Raw genomic sequence first — 19275 nt, 5'->3', positions numbered from 1 at the left:
TTTTGTGACGACCATAGCGGCGGCGCCGTCTTTCCAGGTTGAACGGCAATTCGAATTTCGCGATGCGGACTTCTCGCGCGTGCGTCGCATGATTCACGAGCGGGCCGGCATATCGCTGGGCGAGCACAAGCGCGAGATGGTCTACAGCCGCCTGGCGCGCCGCCTGCGCGTGCTGGGCCGCGTCGATTTCGCCAGCTATCTGGACCAGCTGGAACATGAGGTGGGCGACCCCGAGTGGGAAGACTTCGTCAACGCGCTGACCACCAACCTGACGGCCTTCTTCCGCGAATCGCACCACTTTCCCATCCTGTCCAAGTTCGTCGCCACGCGCCCCGATCCCGTATCGGTGTGGTGTTGCGCGGCGTCGACGGGCGAGGAACCGTATTCGATCGCCATCACGCTGGCCGAGACCTTGAGCGCCCGTTCGCTCGCCAACGCCAGTGTGTTCGCCACCGACATCGACACGAATGTATTGCAGAAGGCCCGCAGCGCCGTCTACCCCTATGAGCGCGTCGCCAAGATCGAAGATGAGCGCCTGCGCCGCTTCTTCCTCAAGGGCAAGGGCGCGGCCACGGGGCAGGTGCGCGTGCGGCCTGAAATCGCGGGGCTGGTGCGCTACGACATGCTGAACCTGCTGGCGCCCGGGTGGCCGATCCAGGAAAAGTTCGACGCCATCTTCTGCCGCAACGTCATGATCTATTTCGACAAGCCGACCCAGGCGCGGATCCTGGAGCGCTTCGCCCCCTTGCTCAAGCCGGGCGGCTTGTTGTTTGCCGGCCACTCCGAGAACTTCACCTATATCAGCCGGGATTTCCGCCTGCGTGGGCAGACGGTGTACGAATGTTTGGGCAGGCCGTAGCAGCGGCCAGGAACGACAAGAAGATGCAAAAGAAAATCAACGTATTGTGCGTGGACGATTCAGCGCTGGTGCGCGGCTTGATGACGGAGATCATCAACAGCCAGCCGGACATGACGGTGGTCGCCACGGCGCCCGATCCGCTGGTGGCGCGCGAGCTGATCAAGAAGCACAATCCCGACGTCCTGACCCTGGACGTTGAAATGCCGCGCATGGACGGCCTGGATTTCCTCGAAAAGCTGATGCGCCTGCGGCCCATGCCGGTGCTGATGGTGTCGTCGCTGACCGAGCGCGGTTCGGAAATCACCTTGCGCGCCCTGGAGCTGGGCGCCATCGACTTCGTCACCAAGCCCAAGCTGGGCATCCGTGACGGCCTGCTTGAATACACCGAGCTGATCGCCGACAAGATCCGCGCCGCCGCCAAGGCGCGCCTGCCCGAGGCGCCGCATGCGAATGCGCCGCGGCCGGTGCCGCAGATCCTGCGCTCGCCTTTGTCGAGCTCGGAAAAGCTGGTCATCATCGGCGCTTCCACGGGCGGCACCGAAGCCATTCGCCACGTCCTGCAGCCGCTGCCGGCGGACAGTCCCGCCATTCTTATCACCCAGCACATGCCGGCCGGCTTCACGCGTTCCTTCGCGCAGCGGCTCGATGCGCTGTGCAGCGTGACGGTGCGCGAAGCCACGCACGGCGAGCGGGTGTTGCCTGGGCACGTCTATCTGGCGCCGGGCGGCGAAATGCATATGCGCCTGGGCCGCAGTGGGGCAAACTACGTGATCGAACTCGACCCGTCCGATCCGGTCAACCGGCATCGGCCTTCGGTCGACGTACTGTTTCATTCGGCCGCCGCGGCGGCCGGCCGCAACGCCATTGGCGTCATCCTTACCGGTATGGGCAAGGACGGCGCGGTTGGCCTGCTCGAAATGAAACGCGCCGGCGCGCGCACCCTGGCTCAAGACGAAGCCAGCTGCGTCGTGTTCGGCATGCCGCGCGAGGCGATCGCCCTCGGCGCGGCGGATGAAGTAGTTGCGCTAGGCGCAATGAGCGAACGTATCCTGGCCAATGTGGGTGACCGCGGCCATCGCGTCTGACGCGAGGCAGGGGCGCCCACGGGCCGACAGCATTTCTTGGAGTCTATGATGGTTGACAAAAGTTTGAAGATCCTGGTGGTGGACGATTTCCCGACGATGCGTCGGATCGTCCGCAACCTGTTGAAAGAATTGGGTTTCGAGAATGTGGATGAAGCCGAGGACGGCGCCATCGCCCTGGACAAGCTGCGCAACGGCGGCTTCCAGTTCGTCGTGTCCGACTGGAACATGCCCAACCTGGACGGCCTGTCCATGCTGCAGCAGATCCGCGCCGACCCCAACCTGTCCAAGCTGCCGGTCCTGATGGTGACCGCCGAGGCGAAGAAGGAAAACATCGTCGCGGCCGCCCAGGCAGGCGCCAACGGCTATGTGGTGAAGCCGTTCACGGCCGCCACGCTGGAAGAGAAGTTGAACAAGATCTTCGAGAAAATTGCCGGTTGAGGTTGCCATGGAAAGTTCGGACAACACCCAGGCTGACGCACCGACCGCCGAGCCCAGCGACCTGATCCACCGTATCGCCTCGCTGACGCGCATGCTGCGCGACAGCATGAAGGAACTGGGGCTGGATCAGGCCATCAAGGACGCGGCCGAGGCCATTCCCGACGCGCGCGATCGCCTGCGCTACGTCGCCCAGATGACGGAGCAGGCTGCCAACCGCGTGCTCAACGCCATCGATGGCGCGCAACCGGTGCAGGAAGACCTGGCGCGCAATGCCAAGCAGCTGGAATCGCGTTGGGACGAATGGTTCGACAAGCCTCTGGAGATGCCGCAGGCGCGTGAACTGGTCAAGGACACGCGGGCGTTCCTGCAGGGCGTGCCGGCGCAGACCCAGATCACGCAGTCCAAATTGATGGAAATCATGATGGCGCAGGATTTCCAGGATCTGACGGGCCAGGTGATCATGCGCATGATGGACGTGGTCGGCGCCATCGAGCGGGAACTCCTGCAGGTGCTGCTGGACAGCGTGCCTACCGAGAAGCGCGACGAGGCCAATTCCCTGCTGAACGGCCCCCAGGTCAACCCCGACGGCAAGGCCGACGTGGTGACCAGCCAGGATCAGGTGGACGACCTGCTGGCCAGCCTGGGCTTCTAAGCCGGGATTGCCCGGCCGTGGTTTTGGCGCAACGGCGCAGGCGGAAAACGGCGCTCGCAAATAACGCCGTTTTCCCCCGTTTTATCCGCCATTAGCGGGAAGCAGACGTTTTCTACAATGCCTGTCAGCGGCTTGCTGTTATCCGGAATATGCCGGATACCCGGGGCCGCCTGATTCCCCTCCCGCATGGCAGAAGAAAGCGACCTCGAAAAGACCGAAGCCGCCTCTCCCAGGCGCCTTGAAAAGGCGCGTGAAGAGGGGCAGGTGCCGCGTTCCCGCGAGCTGGGCACCTTTGCCGTGCTGGTGGGCGGACTTGCCTATCTGTGGCTGGGCGCGCCGCTGTTGTATCGCGGCATCGCGGGCGTCCTGCATAGCGGCCTGGGTTTCGATGCCCGCATTCCCCGCGACACCAAGGTCATGATCTCCACGGCGGTGAACAGCGTGGCCGAGATCATGATGGTGCTGGCGCCGTTTTTCGTGGTCGTGGCGGTGGTGTCGGTAGCCGCCCAACTGGCCATCGGCGGCCTGGTCTGGTCGACCAAGCCGCTCGAATTCAAACTCGACAAGCTGGACCCGATCAAGGGGTTCGCGCGCATCTTTTCCTGGAATACGCTGGTCGAGCTGGTCAAGACCCTGCTCAAGGCGGCGATCGTAGGCGGCATCGGCGCCGTCGCGATCTGGCGTCACCACGACGAAATGATCGCCCTGATGCACACCACGCCGGCCGAGGGCCTGATGGGCATGCTGCGGATCGTCGCCGTCTGCTGCGCGCTGATCATCGCGTCCATGATCCTGTTGGTATTGTCCGACGTCCCCTGGCAGATCTTCAGCCACATGAAGAAGCTGCGCATGAGCAAGGAAGACGTCAAGAAGGAATTCAAGGAAAGCGAAGGCGACCCCTTGCTGAAGGCGCGCATGCGCCAGCAGCAACGGCAGGCTGCCCGCCGCCGCATGATGGTCGAAGTGCCCCGCGCCGATGTCGTGGTCACCAACCCGACCCACTATGCCGTGGCCCTGAAATACAACGAAGGCGATATGTCCGCTCCGCGCGTCATCGCCAAGGGCACCGGCCTGATTGCCGCGCATATCCGCCAGATCGCCGAGGAAAATCGCGTGCCCCAGCTGGAAGCCCCTCCGCTGGCGCGCGCTTTGTACAAACACGTGGAAGTGGGCAAGGAAATCCCGGTAGCGCTGTACACGGCCGTGGCCGAGGTGCTGGCCTGGGTTTTCCAGCTGCGCGCCTGGCGTCCGGGCTGGGTTCAGCCGTCACCGCCCACCGATCTGCCGGTGCCGTCCAAGCTTGATCCGCAGGCACAAGCCGCGGCTGAAGGAGTCTGAGTAAATGAGCGAATTGATCGCCATGTTCAAAGCCAACGGTGCCGCCCAGGCGCGCCTGTTGGCGGGTCCGTTGTTGATCGTCCTTGTACTGGGCATGATGATCCTGCCCTTGCCGGCGTTCATCCTGGACCTGCTGTTCACGTTCAATATCTCGCTGGCGGTGATGATCCTGCTGGTGGCCATGTTTACGCGCAAGCCGCTGGACTTCGCCGCCTTCCCGTCCGTGCTGCTGTTCGCCACCTTGCTGCGGCTGTCGCTGAACGTGGCGTCCACCCGCGTGGTGCTGATGAACGGCCACAATGGTCCGGACGCCGCCGGCAAGGTGATCGAAGCCTTCGGCCACTTCCTGGTGGGCGGCAACTTCGCCATCGGTATCATCGTCTTCATCATCCTGACGATCATCAACTTCATCGTGATCACCAAGGGTGCGGGGCGTATCGCTGAAGTGGGCGCGCGTTTCACCCTGGACGCCATGCCCGGCAAGCAGATGGCCATCGACGCCGACCTGAATGCCGGCCTGATCCGCGAGGACGAAGCGCGCAAGCGCCGCGCCGAAGTGTCGCAGGAAGCCGACTTCTACGGCTCCATGGACGGCGCCAGCAAGTTCGTGCGCGGCGACGCCGTGGCCGGCCTGCTGATCATGGTGATCAACGTCATCGGCGGCCTGATGGTCGGTATCGCGCAGCACGACATGTCGGTGAGCGACGCGGGCCGCGTCTACACGCTGCTGACGATCGGCGACGGCCTGGTTGCGCAGATTCCGGCGCTGGTGATCTCGACTGCCGCCGGTGTGGTGGTGTCGCGCGTGGCCAACGACCAGGACGTCGGCCAGCAGATCATGGGGCAGTTGTTCTCCAACCCCCGCGTGCTGTTCCTGACGGCGGCCATCATCGGCATCATGGGTTTGATTCCCAACATGCCGCACATCGCCTTCCTGTCGCTGGCCGCCATCCTGGGTGGTTCGGGCTACTACATGGTGCGCCGGGACATGCGTGCCGCGGCCGCCGCCGCCCAGAAACCCAATCCGGGCCAGAACCAGGCCAAGGCCGCCGCGGCGGAAGCCAGCTGGGACGACGTGTCGATGGTGGATCAACTGGGCCTGGAGGTCGGCTACCGGCTGATCCCGCTGGTCGACCACGCGCAGAACGGCGAGTTGCTGCATCGCATCCGCAGCTTGCGCAAGAAATTCGCGCAGGACGTCGGATTCCTGCCGCCGGTGGTCCATATTCGCGACAACCTGGAACTCAAGCCCAACGACTATGTGATCCAGTTGTCCGGCGTGGAAGTCGGCCGCGGCGTGGCCATGCCGGGCCAGTGGCTGGCCATCGACCCGGGCGGCGTCGCCGTGAAGCTGAAGGGCACCACCACCACCGATCCGGCTTTCGGTCTGCCGGCCGTGTGGATCGAGGCCGCGATGCGTGACCAGGCGCAGATCGCTGGTTACACCGTGGTCGATGCCAGTACCGTGGTGGCTACCCACCTGAACCACTTGATGCACCGGCACGGTTCGCTGTTGCTGGGCCGCCAGGAAGTGCAGCAGTTGCTGGACCGGATCGGCAAGGACGCGCCCAAGCTGGTGGAAGACCTGGTGCCCAAGACGCTGTCGCTCACCATTCTGCAAAAGACGTTGCAGGGCTTGCTGGCCGAGGAAGTGCCGATCCGCGACATGCGTTCGATCATCGACACGATTTCCGAACATGCGCCGCGCTTGTCGGCGCAGGCGTCGGCGGCGGGCGGCCAGCCCGATGTGGGCGAGCTGATCGCCTTGTCACGCCGTGCGCTGGGCCGCGCGATCACCCAGCAGTGGTTCCCTGGCGATGGCGAGATCCGCGTGATCGGCCTGGACGTCAAGCTGGAACGCGTGCTGTCGCAGGCCATCTCAACCAGCGGCGTGCTGGAACCGGGCCTGGCCGAAAACGTCTTGCGCGAAGCGCAGGCCGCCGTGCAACGCCAGGAAGCACTGGGCAACGCGCCCGTGCTGGTGGTGTCGCCGCTGCTGCGCCCGTCGCTTTCGCGCTTCCTGCGCCACCATCTGCCGCAACTCGGCGTGTTGGCCAATACTGAAATTCCCGATGAGCGCATCGTGCGCGTCACCGCGCTGATAGGCGGGAGCCCGGCTTGAACATCCAGCGATTCTTTGCTCCGACCAACCGTGAAGTGATGCGGCTGGTCCGTCAGGCCTTGGGGCCTGATGCCTTGATCATTTCCAGCCGCAGCGTTGATGGCGGCATCGAGGTCATGGCGACCGACCCGTCGGCCCTGGACGACAGCGGCCGCCTGCGCCGGCCCGAACCCGCCCTGCAGGAAGTAGCCGCCACGGCTGAGGCCGAGCAGGCCTACCGGCCCGCAGCGGCCCAGCCCGCGCCGCAGCGGCCCGCCGCGTATGCCGCATTCGAAGACTACGCCCCGGCGCGGCCTGCCGCCTACGCGCCGCAGGAGGCCTATGCGCCGCCGCGCGCGCCGGCCCCGCCCGCGGCCTACGAGCCGGATGAGGAAGAGGGCTACACGTATACGCCGTCGCGCCCGTCCGGCTACACGCCGCCCCGCCAGGACAGCCGCGATTCGTCCGCCTACGGCGACGACCGCAATTACGCGCGTCCGCCGCCGCCGAGCCAGCCGGCCTACGCGCCGGCCGCGCCCGCGGCCTATGAGCCGGATGAGGACGAAGGCTATACCTATACGCCGTCCCGCCCGGCCGGCTACACGCCGCCACGCCAGGACAGCCACGATTCGTCCGCCTACGGCGACGACCGCAATTACGCGCGTCCGCAGCCGGAGTTCCGGCAACCGCAGCCGCAGGTGCAACCGCAACAGCAATCGCAGCCGCAACCCGGATCCCATCCCAACCGGATGGCAGCGCGCTATGTCGACATCGCCGACATGCCCGCGGACGTGCCGCCGGTCCCGGCACCGACACCGGCCTCGGCAGCGCCTGCGCGCGAAACGCCTGATCCTTACGCGCAACAGCGCCCCCAGACCCCCGGCCAGCGCGCCGGCGCCGCCTATCACGCCATGACCGACAGCGCGCTGTCCGTGGTGGAAGAGGACGCGCCGCCGCCCGACGCCGAGCAGTCCCCGCAGGCCGCGCAAGAATGGCGACTGGCCCTGGACACGCTGCGCGGCACGCTCGAAAACCGCATCGACGGCCTGCTGTGGAGCAAGGGCCTGCGCGCCGAACCGGTCGCCGCCACGCTGTTCCGCACCTTGCTGGAAGCCGGTTTCAGCGCCGTCCTGGTGCGCGCCTTGATGGATCGCCTGCCGCGCCAATACAGCGCGGCCCAGGCCCTGTCCTGGGCGCGCGGCGAACTGATCAGCCATCTGCCGGTGCTCGCCAATGAAGACGAGCTGCTGGGCGACGGCGGTGTCTTCGCCCTGGTCGGCCCGACCGGCGTGGGCAAGACCACCACCCTGGCCAAACTGGCCGCCCGCTGCGTGGCCCGCGTGGGCCGCGATCAGGTGGCCATGCTGACCACCGACAATTTCCGTATCGGCGCACACGAGCAGCTGCAGATCTACGGCCGCCTGATGGGCGTGCCCACCCGCTCCGTGCGCGACACTGAAGAATTGCGCAGCACCCTGGCCGAACTGGGCCATCGCAAGATCGTCCTGATCGACACCACCGGCATCAGCCAGCGCGACCGCCACGTGGCCGAACAGGCCGCCATGCTCAACGGCGCCGGCCGTCCGGTGCAACGCCTGCTCGTGCTCAACGCGGCCAGCCAGGGCGACACCCTGGACGAAGTGGCGCAGGCATATCGCAACGTCGGCGACCAGCCCATCCGCGGCTGCATCATCACCAAGGTGGACGAAGCCTCGCGCTATGCCGCCACCCTGGACACCGCCATTCGCCATCGCCTGCCCATCCATTACGTCTCGCGCGGCCAACGTGTGCCCGAGCACATGGAAGTGCCGGTGGCGACGGAACTGGTGGACGGCGCGTTCGCCTGCCTGAAGCGGCAAGCGCTCTATACGCCCAGCGAATCCGACCTGGCCGCGCTGTGGGCATCGACCCGCGAAGCCGCCGGTGGCGAGCTGGCCGACCCGGTGCGGCGCCGCCAGTTGCTGGCCGCCGCCGTGGCCCAGCCCATGGGCAAGAGCGGCGACGACGAGGAAGAGATGGAAGCCGCGCTGGCGTGGATCAATACGGATCCCGCCTGCGTCCAGGCCCGCCTGGGCTGGCGCGAATTCGGCGGCGCGCGCCCCGTGCCCACGGAAGCCTTGTGGGCCAAGCCGCTGGACATGACCCGCAGCGAATTCTCCGCCACCTGCCAGCGCCACCTGCTGGCCATCCATGGCAAGGCGCCGTTGCGTGGCGACGGCCTGCCGGCTGGCCAGCTGCACGCCACGCTGTTGATGAGTGACCGGGGTGCCGCCCTGGCGGCGCCGGCCCATCAGCTGGTGTTGCAGCATGGCGCCATGACCACCTATACCACCGGCGCGACGACCGCCGGGGCGCAAGCCAATCCGGCCGATGCACTGGCGGAACGGGTCCAATGGCTGGGCGCCGCCTTGCCGCATCTGCCGGTGGTCCACGTCATCGACGCCGGTACGTCCGCCTTGTGGGCGACGCTGTCGGAGCAGGGCCATGCCTGGCTGTCGCGCTGTACCGGCGCGCTGCGCGTGATGCAGGAAGAAACGCCCACCATCCTGCAAGCCGTGGGCAAGTCCCTCGGTTATGTGCCGGTCGGGCAGGCGGGCGACATGCCCGGCCTGACGGTGATGAAGGACGACAAGCCGGTGGCCTTGCGTCTGTGGGCGGCGGGCACCGAAGTGGGCCTGGCCGCGCGCGGCGCCGATGGCGCCATGATGCGCCTGGTCTGCGCCAAGCTGATCGATCCCGCCGGCAAGGTGGTGTCGATTCTGTACGGCCTGACCAATGTCAGCGTGACCCAGGCCGATGCGGCCGCCGTGGCGCGTTGGCTGGTGCTGAACGACCAGGCCAAGTCGGCCTTCCGGTACATGGTGCATGCCTGGCAGCCCCTGGCCGGCGCCGGCACGGGTGACGACGCCCTGCAACGCCAAGCCTTGATGGCCGGCCAGTTGGGCGCGGCCTGCTGGCAGTTGGCGCACGCGCCGAACGCGGCGGTGATGCGGCGTTTGCTGCAGAACCTGATGGGGCCAGAGCGGAAATTGCCGGCGCGGCTGGTGCCTCCGGCGCTGCTGCGGTTTTTCGCGATGGTCGAAATGGCCGGTTGAACGCTCCCGGAAGAGAGGTAAAAAGGGGCTCTCACCTAAAGGTGAGAGCCCCTGTGTTTTGAGTAGATGACAGTAAAAGGGCTCTTACCAGCGGGTGATCCCAATATTCACCATAGAAAGAAGGGCTCTTGTCCGATGAGCCCGTAGATTCACGCATGGAAAAAGGGCTCTCACCATTGGTGAGAGCCCTTGATCATCTATCTTGAAAGAACGCCAGTGCCGTTCAGCGCGCCACGTAAGCCTTACGTACCGCAGCCCCGGCGCCGCCCGAGCGGCCTTGCGACGTATACAGGTTGCTGCCCGCGCCGACATTGCGCAAGGTTTCCAGCGCACCCTCGGTATGCCGCAGGTGCATGTCGATCAGCGCGCCATTGTTTTCATTGATGGCCGCGGCCTTGGCCGAGTGGGCCAGCAGCGTCTGCCAGGGTTCGGCCAGTTCCGGATGCTGTGCCACGGCGGCTTCGGTGCCTTCGTGGGCGGCCGGCAGGTCCAGTTCGCCCAGCAGGGTGTCGCGGCGATGGCTCAGGCCACCCAGGCGGGCGGCGTACTCGTTCTTGCGATCGGTGATGGCTTGCAGCGCGTCGAAAGACTGGGGGCCGGTCAGGGCCGTGCTTTCTTCCTCCAGCAAGGAGGTGAATTCCACGATGACTGCGTCTTCTTCACGCAGGCAGTCCAGCAGTTGCGCCACGTAGTCCATACCAGGGCCCCGAATCTAAAGAGTTATTTCACCAATTCGCGGGCGCTGGCGATGATGCCGTCCGCGATCTTGCCGGCGTCGATCTTCAATTGCCCGGAGGCGATCGCCGCCTTGATCTCAGCCACACGGGCCGTATCGATATCCGATTTACCGTCTTGCAGGTCCGACAGGGCGCGCGAGGTATTGCTCAGCGCAACCTGGGAAGAGCCGCCGGTGCTGTTGCCGCTGACCGCGCCGCCATAGGCCTGCGCCAGCGTGTTGCGCTGGGTGGCGGACTCGGTGCCGAGGGTGGGGCGGGTGGTAGGGGCGTTGATTTTCACGATGATTCTCCGTGCTGCGGCTGCGATCCACGGGTTCGGGTCGAGGCGCTCGATGTCCTTGTAACGGCAAGCCGCCCCCAAACTTTAGGGAGTGCTCCAGGCCGTGTAGGGGAATGTTGTAACACGGTTTAAAGAGGGACTTCCACGCTGCCCGTCCTCTGGACGATGCCGCTGACGATCTGGCCGGAGGCGGTGCGTACCTGAACGTTCGACCCCGGTGCCGCGCTTTCCATGGCCACGCCTTCGGTGCTGACGCTGAAGCCGCGTCCGTGGGCGTTGACCCGCACGGTCTGGCCGCGCTGGATCGTGCCGGGACTGCGCAGGGAGGCCAATTTGATCGCCTGGCCGCTGGCGATGCGATAGCTGGCGCTCATCCCGATGATGGATTGGCCGTCGGTGACCGCGCCGGGCGGCAGGTTCACCAGGTCGCCGTCGCGGGGCGCCAGGGCGTCCGGCGTGATCGGCTCACCCGCGTTAATGGTGCGCGCGGCCACATAATACTGGGCCGGGGCGCTCACCGTCGCCTGGACGTAGACGCTCCAGGGCTTGGGCGCGGCGCAACGCACGCCCACGCTCATGCGCGGACGGGGCCGGGCGCCGGCCGACATGAACGCGCTGAGGTCGTCGCACGCCTGCAGCCGGTCCGTGCGCACTTCGTCGAACTTGAGGGTCGGATTGGCGGAGATGCTGGCCAGTTGCTGGCGCAGGTAGTCCTCGGCCACGTTCACGACGGCAGTGGGATCCTGCGGCGTGAACGCCGGCGCAGCCTCCTGGGCGGACGCGGCAAAGGGCAGGGCAGCCCATGCGGTCAACGTGGCAAGAAGCGAACAAACGGCGAAGCGCGGGAAGGAAAAGCGCGGCATGGGACAGGCCCGGTATTTCAAAGTAGGGGAATTGTAGGAAGCCGGCGGCCAAACCAATACCCGAATTAGCTGCGAAATCAGGGGTTATTTGAGAAATTGTTCGCAAGGTTGCGAACCTATGATTCTGGTCATCCCAGAAAAGCGCCTGTTTGGGTCTGATGTCCAAGGCGCGCATGGGGCCGGTGCCGCGGGCCTGCCGCCCGCCGCCGCAGCGCACTCTATAGGAAACGTCCACCAGATGGATCGTCTAAGCCACGAATTGTCGTTCTTCCAGCAGTCCCTCAACTTGCGAGCGGACCGCCAGGAAGTGCTGTCGGCCAATATCGCCAACGCGGACACGCCCAACTACAAGGCGCGCGATTTCGACTTCGCCACGGCCATGCAGGGTGCGATGGACAGCCGGATGCGCCTGGGCGACACCAGCCTGACGCTGACGTCGCCGCGCCACATTCCTGCGCAAGCGGCCAGCACCGGCGGTCCGGTCGATCTGCTCTATCGCCAGCCTTACCAGGCCAGCCTGGACGGCAACACGGTGGACATGAACGCCGAGCGCGTGCAGTTCGCGGACAACGCCTTGCATTACCAGAGCAGCATGTCGGTGATGAACCAGCAATTGAAAGACATGCTGCGCGCGGTCGCCGAATAAGCAGCGCACCAATCATTAGGGAACAGACATGCCTCTCCTGAGCATTTTCGACATCGCCGGTTCTGCCATGAGCGCGCAGTCGCAGCGCATGAACGTGGCCGCCAGCAATCTGGCCAATGCCGACAGCGCCGTGGGCCCCGACGGCCAGCCTTACCGCGCCCGCCAGGTGGTGTTCCAGGTGAACCCGCCCGCCGGCCAGGCCTACGGCCAGGAAGTGGGCGGCGTGCGCGTCGCCGGCGTGGTCGAGGACCAGGCACCGTTCAAGCGTCTTTACGACCCCCGCAATCCCCTGGCCGACCGCGATGGCTACGTCAACATGCCAAACGTCGACCCGGTCGCCGAGACCGTCAACATGATCTCGGCTTCGCGTTCCTACCAGGCCAACGTCGAGGTGTTGAACACCGCCAAGGCGTTGATGCAGAAAACCTTGACCATCGGGCAATGAGCGCGTCTTTCGTCGCGTAACCCCTACCGGAGCCGTTCATGGCCGTTTCGTCCACCACCTCGACCACGTCGACCGCCAACTCGGTCGGCACGTCGGCAAGCACTGCCAGCAGCGCCGCCGACATCCAGAATCAGTTCCTGACCCTGCTGGTCACCCAGCTGAACAACCAGGATCCGCTGAATCCGATGGACAACTCGCAGCTGACCTCGCAGCTGGCGCAGATCTCCACGGTGCAAGGCATCACCGACCTGAAGACCCTGGTGTCCACCATCAGCGGCCAGGTCGATGTGTCGCAGTCCCTGTCGGCCGTTTCCATGATCGGCAAGAAGGTGATGGTGCCCGGCACCGCGGAGAAGCTCGATACCGACTCCACGGGCGCGCGCGTCACCACCCCGATCGGCGTCGATCTGCAAGCCGACGCCGCCAGCGTCAAGATCGCCATCAGCGATTCGAGCGGCCGCGTGGTGCGCACCATCGACATGGGCCAGCAGAGCACCGGCATCCTGACCCCGACCTGGGACGGCAAGGACGATTCGGGCAATGCGATGGCCGATGGCTCGTACACCATCGCCGTTACGGCCACCGACAGCACCGGCGCCACGGTTACCGCCGAAGCGCTGTCCTCCGGCACGGTCCAGAACGTGGCGTACACCACCGACGGCGTACGCCTGGATCTGGGTCTGCTGGGCCAATTCAGCGTGCTGGATATCCGCCAGGTTTTGGGTTGACGTTTTGAACGCTTGCCGCCCGCGTCGCGGCGGCTTTTCGATACACAGATTCTTTGAATAGCGAGAGATAAACATGGGCTTCGGACAAGGACTTAGCGGCCTGAATGCCGCCGCGCAAAACCTGGACGTCATTGGCAACAACATCGCCAACTCGGGCACGGTGGGCTTCAAGGCCTCCAGCGTCCAGTTCGCCGACGTCTACGCCTCGTCGCGCGTGGGCCTGGGTGTCAAGGTCTCCGGCGTGCAACAGCGCTTCACGGTGGGCACGATCTCGTCGGGCGGCCAATACGATATGGCCATCGACGGCGCCAATGGCTTTTTCCGTACCATCGACGCCAGCGGCAACGTGTTCTACACCCGCAACGGCCAGTTTTCGATCGACAAGAACCTGGACATCGTCAATGCCCAGGGCCAGTACCTGACCGGCTACGGCACGGGCGGCATCGGCACCGCGCCGATCCAGCTCAGCCTGCCCCAGGCCAACATCGCCCCGCAGGCCACCAGCACCGCCGGCTTCGTCGCCAACCTGAACGCCAACGCGACCGTCATCGACGGCACCGCCACGCCGTTCGACGCCACCAACGCCGACACCTATACCGACACGCAGCCGATGACGGTGTACGACTCGCTGGGCAACTCGCACCAGCTGACGCAGTACTTCGCCAAGCGCGCGTCGGATACAACCACGGGCGACAGCGTCTATGACGTCTATTACACGCTGGACGGCCAGGCGATGACGCCCGCTTCGACCCAGTTGACCTTCGACTCGGCAGGTCGCCTGACCTCCACGCCGGCCACGGTCAGCGTCGGTCTGGCCAACCCCGGCGGCACGGCTTCGCCCGCCGATCCGCTGTCGGTCGCTATCAACTACACGGGTTCGACCCAGTACGGCAGCGACTTCACGTCCAGCAAGACCCCCAACGGCTATACCTCGGGCGAGTTCAACTCGATCTCCTTCGGTACCGACGGCTCGATCATCGCCAGCTACTCGAACGGCCAGACGCAAAACGTCGGTACGGTGGTGCTGGCCAACTTCAACAACGTGCAGGGCCTGAAGCCGGTCGGCGACAACGCCTGGACCGAATCGGCCGACTCGGGCGCCGCCCAGCTGGGCCAGCCCGGCACCAACGGCATGGCGCTGATCCGTGGCCAGGCGGTGGAAGAATCCAACGTCGACCTGAGCTCGGAACTGGTCAACATGATCGTCGCGCAGCGCACGTACCAGGCCAACACGCAGACCATCAAGACCCAGAGCGACGTGCTGCAGAACCTGCTGCAAATCGCTTAAGCCACCTTCGCCACGGAACCGGACCAGGCATGGATCGCATCATCTACACCGCCATGAACGGCGCTGCCCGCATCACCGAGCAGCAAGCCGTTCTGACGAACAACATGGCCAACGTCAATACGACGGGCTTTCGCGCGCAGATATCCATGTACCGTTCGGTGCCCGTGAACGACGGCACCAGCAATCCCACCCGCGTCGCGACGGTGGCGGCAACGCCCCGCAACGATTTTCAAATGGGTGTGATGCAGTCCACCGGCAACCCGCTGGATGTGGCTATCACCGAAGGCGGCTGGCTGGCCGTGCAGACCCCGCAAGGCGAGGCTTATACCCGCGCCGGCGACTTGCAGGTCGGCGTCAACGGCCAGTTGCAGACAGGGCAGGGCGTGCCCGTGCTGTCGCAGCAGAACGGCGTGATCGACGTGCCGAACATGGCTTCGCTGACCATCGGTTCGGACGGCACGATCACCGCGATCGGCGCCGGCGATCCGCCCAATACGGTGCTCAACCTGGGTCAGCTGAAGCTGGTCAAGCCCGATGAAAACACGCTGGTCCACGGTGACGACGGGGTGTTCCGCCGCGTTGCCGCCAATGGCCAGCCGGCGCCCGCCATGCCGGCCGACCCGACGGTGCGCGTCACCGCCGGCGTGCTGGAAGGCAGCAACGCCAACGCGGCGACCTCGATGGTCGGCATGATCGAGAACTCGCGTCGTTTTGAAATGCAGATGCAGGTCGTCAAGGACGCGGACACCAATGAGGATCGCGCCAACGGCATCCTCTCATTGACGTAAACCGCTGACCTTATCCGCTGACGTTACCCGCCGCGGTAATCGTTAAACAGAATTTTTTTGCTGGGGTCGCTTCCCGGCACCCCAGGAGTTAAAAAACATGCTTCGTTCGCTCTGGATCGCCAAGACGGGTCTCGAAGGTCAACAGACCGCGATGGACGTCATCTCGAACAACCTGGCCAACGTCAACACCACCGGCTTCAAACGTGGCCGCGCCGTGTTCCAGGACCTGATGTACCAGACGGTGCGTCAGCCCGGCGCCCAGGTCGGCGATGCCAACCAGCTGCCGTCCGGCCTGCAACTGGGTACCGGTACGCGGGTGGCGGCCACCGAGCGCCTGCATACGCAAGGCGGCATGACCAGCACCGGCCAGGACCTCGACGTCGCCATTCAGGGCTCCGGTTTCCTGCAGATCCAGCTGCCTGACGGCACCGACGCTTACACCCGCGACGGTTCCCTGCAGCGCGACCAGAACGGCCAGCTGACCACCGCCGGCGGCTATGTGGTGCAGCCCCCGATCAACATCCCCAACAACGCGCTGACCCTGACCATCGGCCAGGACGGCACCGTGTCGGTGACCCAGCCGGCTGCCCCTGGCGTCAACGTGCAGGTCGGCCAATTGCAGCTGGCCAACTTCATCAACCCCAACGGCTTGCAAAGCGTGGGCGACAACCTGTACCTGGAAACCGACTCGTCGGGCCCCCCCAACATCGGCAACCCCGGGGTCGACGGCCTGGGCACCATGCAGCAGAAGTACCTGGAGACCTCCAACGTCAACGTCGCGGAAGAGCTGGTCAACATGATCACCACGCAGCGCGCGTACGAGATGAACTCCAAGGCCGTGCAGACATCCGACCAGATGCTGCAGCGCCTGACCCAGCTGTAATACAGCCGTTCTACTCCTTCAGCTCCAACCGACGTCCCCCGTGAACCTCCGCCCCATGCGTCTCGTCCTTTCAGCTCTGCTGGTGTTGTGGCTGGCCGGCTGCTCCCTGATCCCGCCGGAACCGGTGGTGCTGGGTGCGACCACCGCCGCGCCGCCGCCGCCGGCGCCCATCCCGCCGACGCCGGATGGCGCCATCTACCAGCCCACGGCTTATGGCAACTATCCGCTGTTCGAGGATCGCCGGCCGCGCAACGTCGGCGACATCGTGACCGTGGTGCTGGAGGAGAAGACGGCCGCCGCCAAGAACGTGGCGACCAATACGGATCGCAGCTCCACCACGGACAACTCGATCGCCGCCTCGCCCGGCTTCCTGAGCAGCTGGTTCAACGCCAAGCTGGATACCTCCACCAGCGGCGCGAACCAGACCAAGGGCGCGGGCGACAGCAGCGCCAACAACACCTTCACCGGTACCTTGACCACCACCGTGGTGGGCGTGCTGCCCAACGGCAACCTGCAGGTTGCCGGCGAAAAGCAGATCGCGATCAACCGCGGCAGCGAGTACATCCGGTTTTCCGGCGTGGTCGATCCGCGCGCGATCACCGGCACGAATACCGTCTCCTCGACGCGCGTGGCCGATGCCCGCATCGAGTACCGCAGCAAGGGCGTCATGGACGAAGTGCAGACCATGGGCTGGCTGCAGCGCTTTTTCCTGATTGCGTCACCGTTCTGATATGAAGCTCTCCACTGCCTTTTCCGCCCTGGCCTCCGTGCTCCTGCGTGCCTGCGTGGCCAGCGCCATGCTGGCCAGTGTCGCGCACGCCGAGCGCCTCAAGGACCTGTCCTCCATCCAGGGCGTGCGGGGCAACCAGCTGATCGGCTACGGCCTGATCGTGGGCCTGGACGGCACCGGCGACCAGGTCCGGCAGACCCCGTTCACCCAGCAAAGCTTGACGAATATGTTGTCGCAGCTGGGCGTGACGGTGCCTTCCAACACCAATATGCAGTTGAAGAACGTGGCGGCCGTGATGGTCACCATGACCCTGCCGGCTTTCGCACGTCCCGGCCAGACGGCCGACGTGGTGGTGTCCGCCATGGGTAACGCCAAGAGCTTGCGCGGCGGCACCCTGCTGATGACGCCCATGAAGGGCGCCGACGGCCAGGTCTACGCCATCGCCCAGGGCAACCTGGTAGTGGGCGGCGCCGGCGCGTCGGCGGGCGGCTCCAGCGTGGCCATCAACCAGCTCAACGGCGGCCGTATCAGCAACGGCGCCATCGTCGAGCGGGCCGTGCCGACCACTTTCGCGCGCGACGGCAACATCTTCCTGGAAATGAACGAGCTGGATTTCGGCACGACGCAGAATGTGTCGGCCGCCTTGAACCAGCGCTTCGGCCAGGGCACCGCTTCGGTGGTGGACGGCCGCGTGATCCGCTTGCAGGGTCCCATGGATCCGGCCGGCCAGGCCGCCTTCCTGTCCCAGGTCGAAAACCTGCAGGTGACGCGTGCCCCGGCCGCCGCCAAGGTCATCATCAACGCCCGTACGGGTTCGGTGGTGATGAACCGCACGGTGATGATCGAGGAAGCCGCGGTGGCCCACGGCAACCTGTCGGTGGTGGTCAACCAGACCAACGCGGTGTCGCAGCCCAACACGCCTTTCGGCGGTGGCCAGACCGTGGTGGTGCCTAATACACAGATCGACGTGCGGCAGGAAAACGGTTCGCTGCAGCGCGTGCGCACCAGCGCCAACCTGGCCGACGTGGTGCGTGCGCTGAATGCGCTGGGCGCCACGCCGCAAGACCTGCTTGCCATCCTGCAGGCCATGCAGACCGCCGGCGCCCTGCGCGCCGAGCTGGAGATCATCTGATCATGGCTATCCCGTCCAGTGCCACCACGCTGGATTCGGCGCAGTCGTCGATCTTCGATTTCGGCTCGCTGGGCGCGCTCAAGCGCGACGTCGGCGCCAATCCGAACGCCGCGGACAAGCAGGCCGAAGTCGCCAAGCAATTCGAAGCCGTCTATCTGCAGATGATGCTCAAGCGCATGCGCGAGGCCTCCATGAAAAGTGGCCTGTTCGACTCCGAGCAGTCGCGCATGATGCAGTCCATGGCCGACGAACAGCTGGCCCTGCAACTGGCGACCCCGGGCATCGGCCTGGCGCAGTCGCTCTTGCGCCAGATGCGGGCGCAGAACGGCGACGCCGAGCCGCCGGCCGGCAGCACCGTCGACGATGCCGCGACCGCCAATGCGGGCGATCCCGCCCAGGGCGACGTCGCGCTGGGCTTGCGCGGCCGCATGGCGCCGCCCCGTCCGGACGGCAGCATGTCGCCGGAACTGGCGGCCCTGCTGCGCGTGTTGGACCGCAACCGCGCGTCCGACCGCGCGCTGGCCGCGTCCGAAGGGGCGCCCGACCACGTGGTCGAGTTCGTGTCCAAGATGGCCTCGGCGGCCAAGGCGGCCGAGCGCATGAGCGGCGTGCCGGCACGCCTGATCCTGGGCCAGGCGGCCCTGGAGTCGGGCTGGGGCAAGCGCGAGATCCGCTACGAAGACGGCCGCACCAGCTACAACCTGTTCGGCATCAAGGCCAACGACAGCTGGAAGGGCAAGGTCGTCAACGTGATGACCACTGAATATGAAGACGGTGTTCCCAAAAAGCTGATGCAGCCGTTCCGCGCTTACAACTCCTACGCAGAGTCGTTCGCCGACTATGCCCGCCTGATCGGCGGCAGCCCCCGTTACGAAGGCGTGGCGCAAGCGCGCGACGAAGTGGACGCGGCCCGCCGCATCCAGGCCGCCGGCTATGCCACCGACCCCCGTTACGCGGACAAGCTGATCGGCATCATGGGGCAATTCAAGGGCGGCCGCGCCGGCGCCGGCGGGGGAGGGATCTGATGCGAATTCCCCTGAAAAACATCTGAAGCGGCGCCATGGCGCCGCGCCTTCCAACCGTGTTGCCGATCCGGAATTCGACGCGGTCCTGGGAAGGAATCATTCGTTAGATAACGCTAAATTTTTGCGGATCGTTGCCGTTAAGCCTGTATCCCGAGAACTCGC

General features: G+C 65.6%; 19 protein-coding genes. 16 read left to right on the top strand and 3 right to left on the bottom strand.

From position 1 onward, the window contains the following. Positions 1 to 4: 4 nt before the first annotated feature. The 7 genes from ASB57_RS09745 (at position 5) to flhF (ending at position 9568) form a co-directional block, all read left to right on the top strand. The gene (locus tag ASB57_RS09745; RefSeq protein ID WP_057652053.1) at positions 5 to 859 is read left to right on the top strand and encodes a CheR family methyltransferase; all 855 of its coding nucleotides are present in this window, start codon (positions 5 to 7) and stop codon (positions 857 to 859) included. 23 nt (positions 860 to 882) lie between these two features. Continuing rightward, a complete protein-coding gene (locus tag ASB57_RS09740; protein WP_057652052.1) occupies positions 883 to 1944 on the top strand; it encodes a chemotaxis response regulator protein-glutamate methylesterase in 1062 nt (353 codons plus the stop codon). Positions 1945 to 1992: 48 nt separating this feature from the next. Next, positions 1993 to 2382: a chemotaxis response regulator CheY gene (cheY, locus tag ASB57_RS09735; RefSeq protein ID WP_057652051.1), complete on the top strand. Its 390-nt coding sequence runs from the start codon at positions 1993 to 1995 to the stop codon at positions 2380 to 2382. 7 nt (positions 2383 to 2389) lie between these two features. Then, a complete protein-coding gene (cheZ, locus tag ASB57_RS09730) occupies positions 2390 to 3034 on the top strand; it encodes a protein phosphatase CheZ (protein WP_057652050.1) in 645 nt (214 codons plus the stop codon). A gap of 186 nt (positions 3035 to 3220) precedes the next feature. Next, positions 3221 to 4372 carry a flagellar biosynthesis protein FlhB gene (gene flhB, locus ASB57_RS09725; RefSeq protein ID WP_057652049.1) on the top strand — a complete coding sequence of 384 codons (1152 nt, stop codon included), beginning with the start codon at positions 3221 to 3223 and terminating at the stop codon, positions 4370 to 4372. Between the two features lie 4 nt (positions 4373 to 4376). Continuing rightward, complete coding sequence (flhA, locus tag ASB57_RS09720; protein WP_057652048.1) at positions 4377 to 6494, top strand: flagellar biosynthesis protein FlhA; 2118 nt, start codon at positions 4377 to 4379, stop codon at positions 6492 to 6494. Next, a complete protein-coding gene (flhF, locus tag ASB57_RS09715; protein WP_057652047.1) occupies positions 6491 to 9568 on the top strand; it encodes a flagellar biosynthesis protein FlhF in 3078 nt (1025 codons plus the stop codon). The genes flhA and flhF overlap by 4 nt, the downstream gene beginning before the upstream one ends. Positions 9569 to 9791: 223 nt before the next feature. Here flhF and ASB57_RS09710 read toward each other — a convergent pair whose 3' ends face one another. The 3 genes from ASB57_RS09710 to flgA all read right to left on the bottom strand — a co-directional run bounded on the left by ASB57_RS09710 (position 9792) and on the right by flgA (position 11448). Further along, the gene (locus ASB57_RS09710; protein ID WP_057652046.1) at positions 9792 to 10265 is read right to left on the bottom strand and encodes a flagella synthesis protein FlgN; all 474 of its coding nucleotides are present in this window, start codon (positions 10263 to 10265) and stop codon (positions 9792 to 9794) included. A gap of 23 nt (positions 10266 to 10288) precedes the next feature. Further along, complete coding sequence (flgM, locus tag ASB57_RS09705; protein WP_057652045.1) at positions 10289 to 10585, bottom strand: flagellar biosynthesis anti-sigma factor FlgM; 297 nt, start codon at positions 10583 to 10585, stop codon at positions 10289 to 10291. 128 nt (positions 10586 to 10713) lie between these two features. Continuing rightward, on the bottom strand, positions 10714 to 11448 hold the full coding sequence (gene flgA / locus ASB57_RS09700) for a flagellar basal body P-ring formation chaperone FlgA (RefSeq protein WP_057652044.1): 735 nt from the start codon (positions 11446 to 11448) through the stop codon (positions 10714 to 10716). Positions 11449 to 11686: 238 nt separating this feature from the next. Here flgA and flgB point away from each other — a divergent pair, with 238 nt between their 5' ends. The 9 genes from flgB to flgJ all read left to right on the top strand — a co-directional run bounded on the left by flgB (position 11687) and on the right by flgJ (position 19113). Further along, positions 11687 to 12094, top strand: coding sequence for a flagellar basal body rod protein FlgB (flgB, locus tag ASB57_RS09695; RefSeq protein ID WP_057652043.1), 408 nt, complete (start codon positions 11687 to 11689; stop codon positions 12092 to 12094). A 28-nt stretch (positions 12095 to 12122) separates the two neighbouring features. Further along, complete coding sequence (flgC, locus tag ASB57_RS09690; protein ID WP_057652042.1) at positions 12123 to 12539, top strand: flagellar basal body rod protein FlgC; 417 nt, start codon at positions 12123 to 12125, stop codon at positions 12537 to 12539. Between the two features lie 38 nt (positions 12540 to 12577). Further along, entirely contained in the window at positions 12578 to 13267 is a 690-nt protein-coding gene (locus ASB57_RS09685) for a flagellar hook capping FlgD N-terminal domain-containing protein (protein ID WP_057652041.1), read from the top strand. A 73-nt stretch (positions 13268 to 13340) separates the two neighbouring features. Beyond that, complete coding sequence (flgE, locus tag ASB57_RS09680; protein WP_057652040.1) at positions 13341 to 14555, top strand: flagellar hook protein FlgE; 1215 nt, start codon at positions 13341 to 13343, stop codon at positions 14553 to 14555. A gap of 29 nt (positions 14556 to 14584) precedes the next feature. After that, the gene (locus ASB57_RS09675) at positions 14585 to 15343 is read left to right on the top strand and encodes a flagellar basal body rod protein FlgF (protein ID WP_057652039.1); all 759 of its coding nucleotides are present in this window, start codon (positions 14585 to 14587) and stop codon (positions 15341 to 15343) included. Positions 15344 to 15440: 97 nt separating this feature from the next. Beyond that, on the top strand, positions 15441 to 16226 hold the full coding sequence (flgG, locus tag ASB57_RS09670; protein ID WP_057652038.1) for a flagellar basal-body rod protein FlgG: 786 nt from the start codon (positions 15441 to 15443) through the stop codon (positions 16224 to 16226). Positions 16227 to 16281: 55 nt separating this feature from the next. Continuing rightward, a complete protein-coding gene (locus tag ASB57_RS09665; protein WP_057652037.1) occupies positions 16282 to 16956 on the top strand; it encodes a flagellar basal body L-ring protein FlgH in 675 nt (224 codons plus the stop codon). A 1-nt stretch (position 16957) separates the two neighbouring features. Next, positions 16958 to 18088 (top strand): flagellar basal body P-ring protein FlgI, encoded by a 1131-nt coding sequence (locus tag ASB57_RS09660; protein WP_057652036.1) that lies wholly within the window; start codon positions 16958 to 16960, stop codon positions 18086 to 18088. 2 nt (positions 18089 to 18090) lie between these two features. Next, positions 18091 to 19113, top strand: coding sequence for a flagellar assembly peptidoglycan hydrolase FlgJ (flgJ, locus tag ASB57_RS09655; protein WP_057652035.1), 1023 nt, complete (start codon positions 18091 to 18093; stop codon positions 19111 to 19113). Positions 19114 to 19275 lie beyond the last annotated feature (162 nt).

The sequence above is a fragment of the Bordetella sp. N genome (assembly GCF_001433395.1).
In the GTDB taxonomy this organism is placed as follows: Bacteria; Pseudomonadota; Gammaproteobacteria; order Burkholderiales; family Burkholderiaceae_B; genus Bordetella_C.
This window is presented reverse-complemented; position numbering and strand designations above follow the sequence as displayed.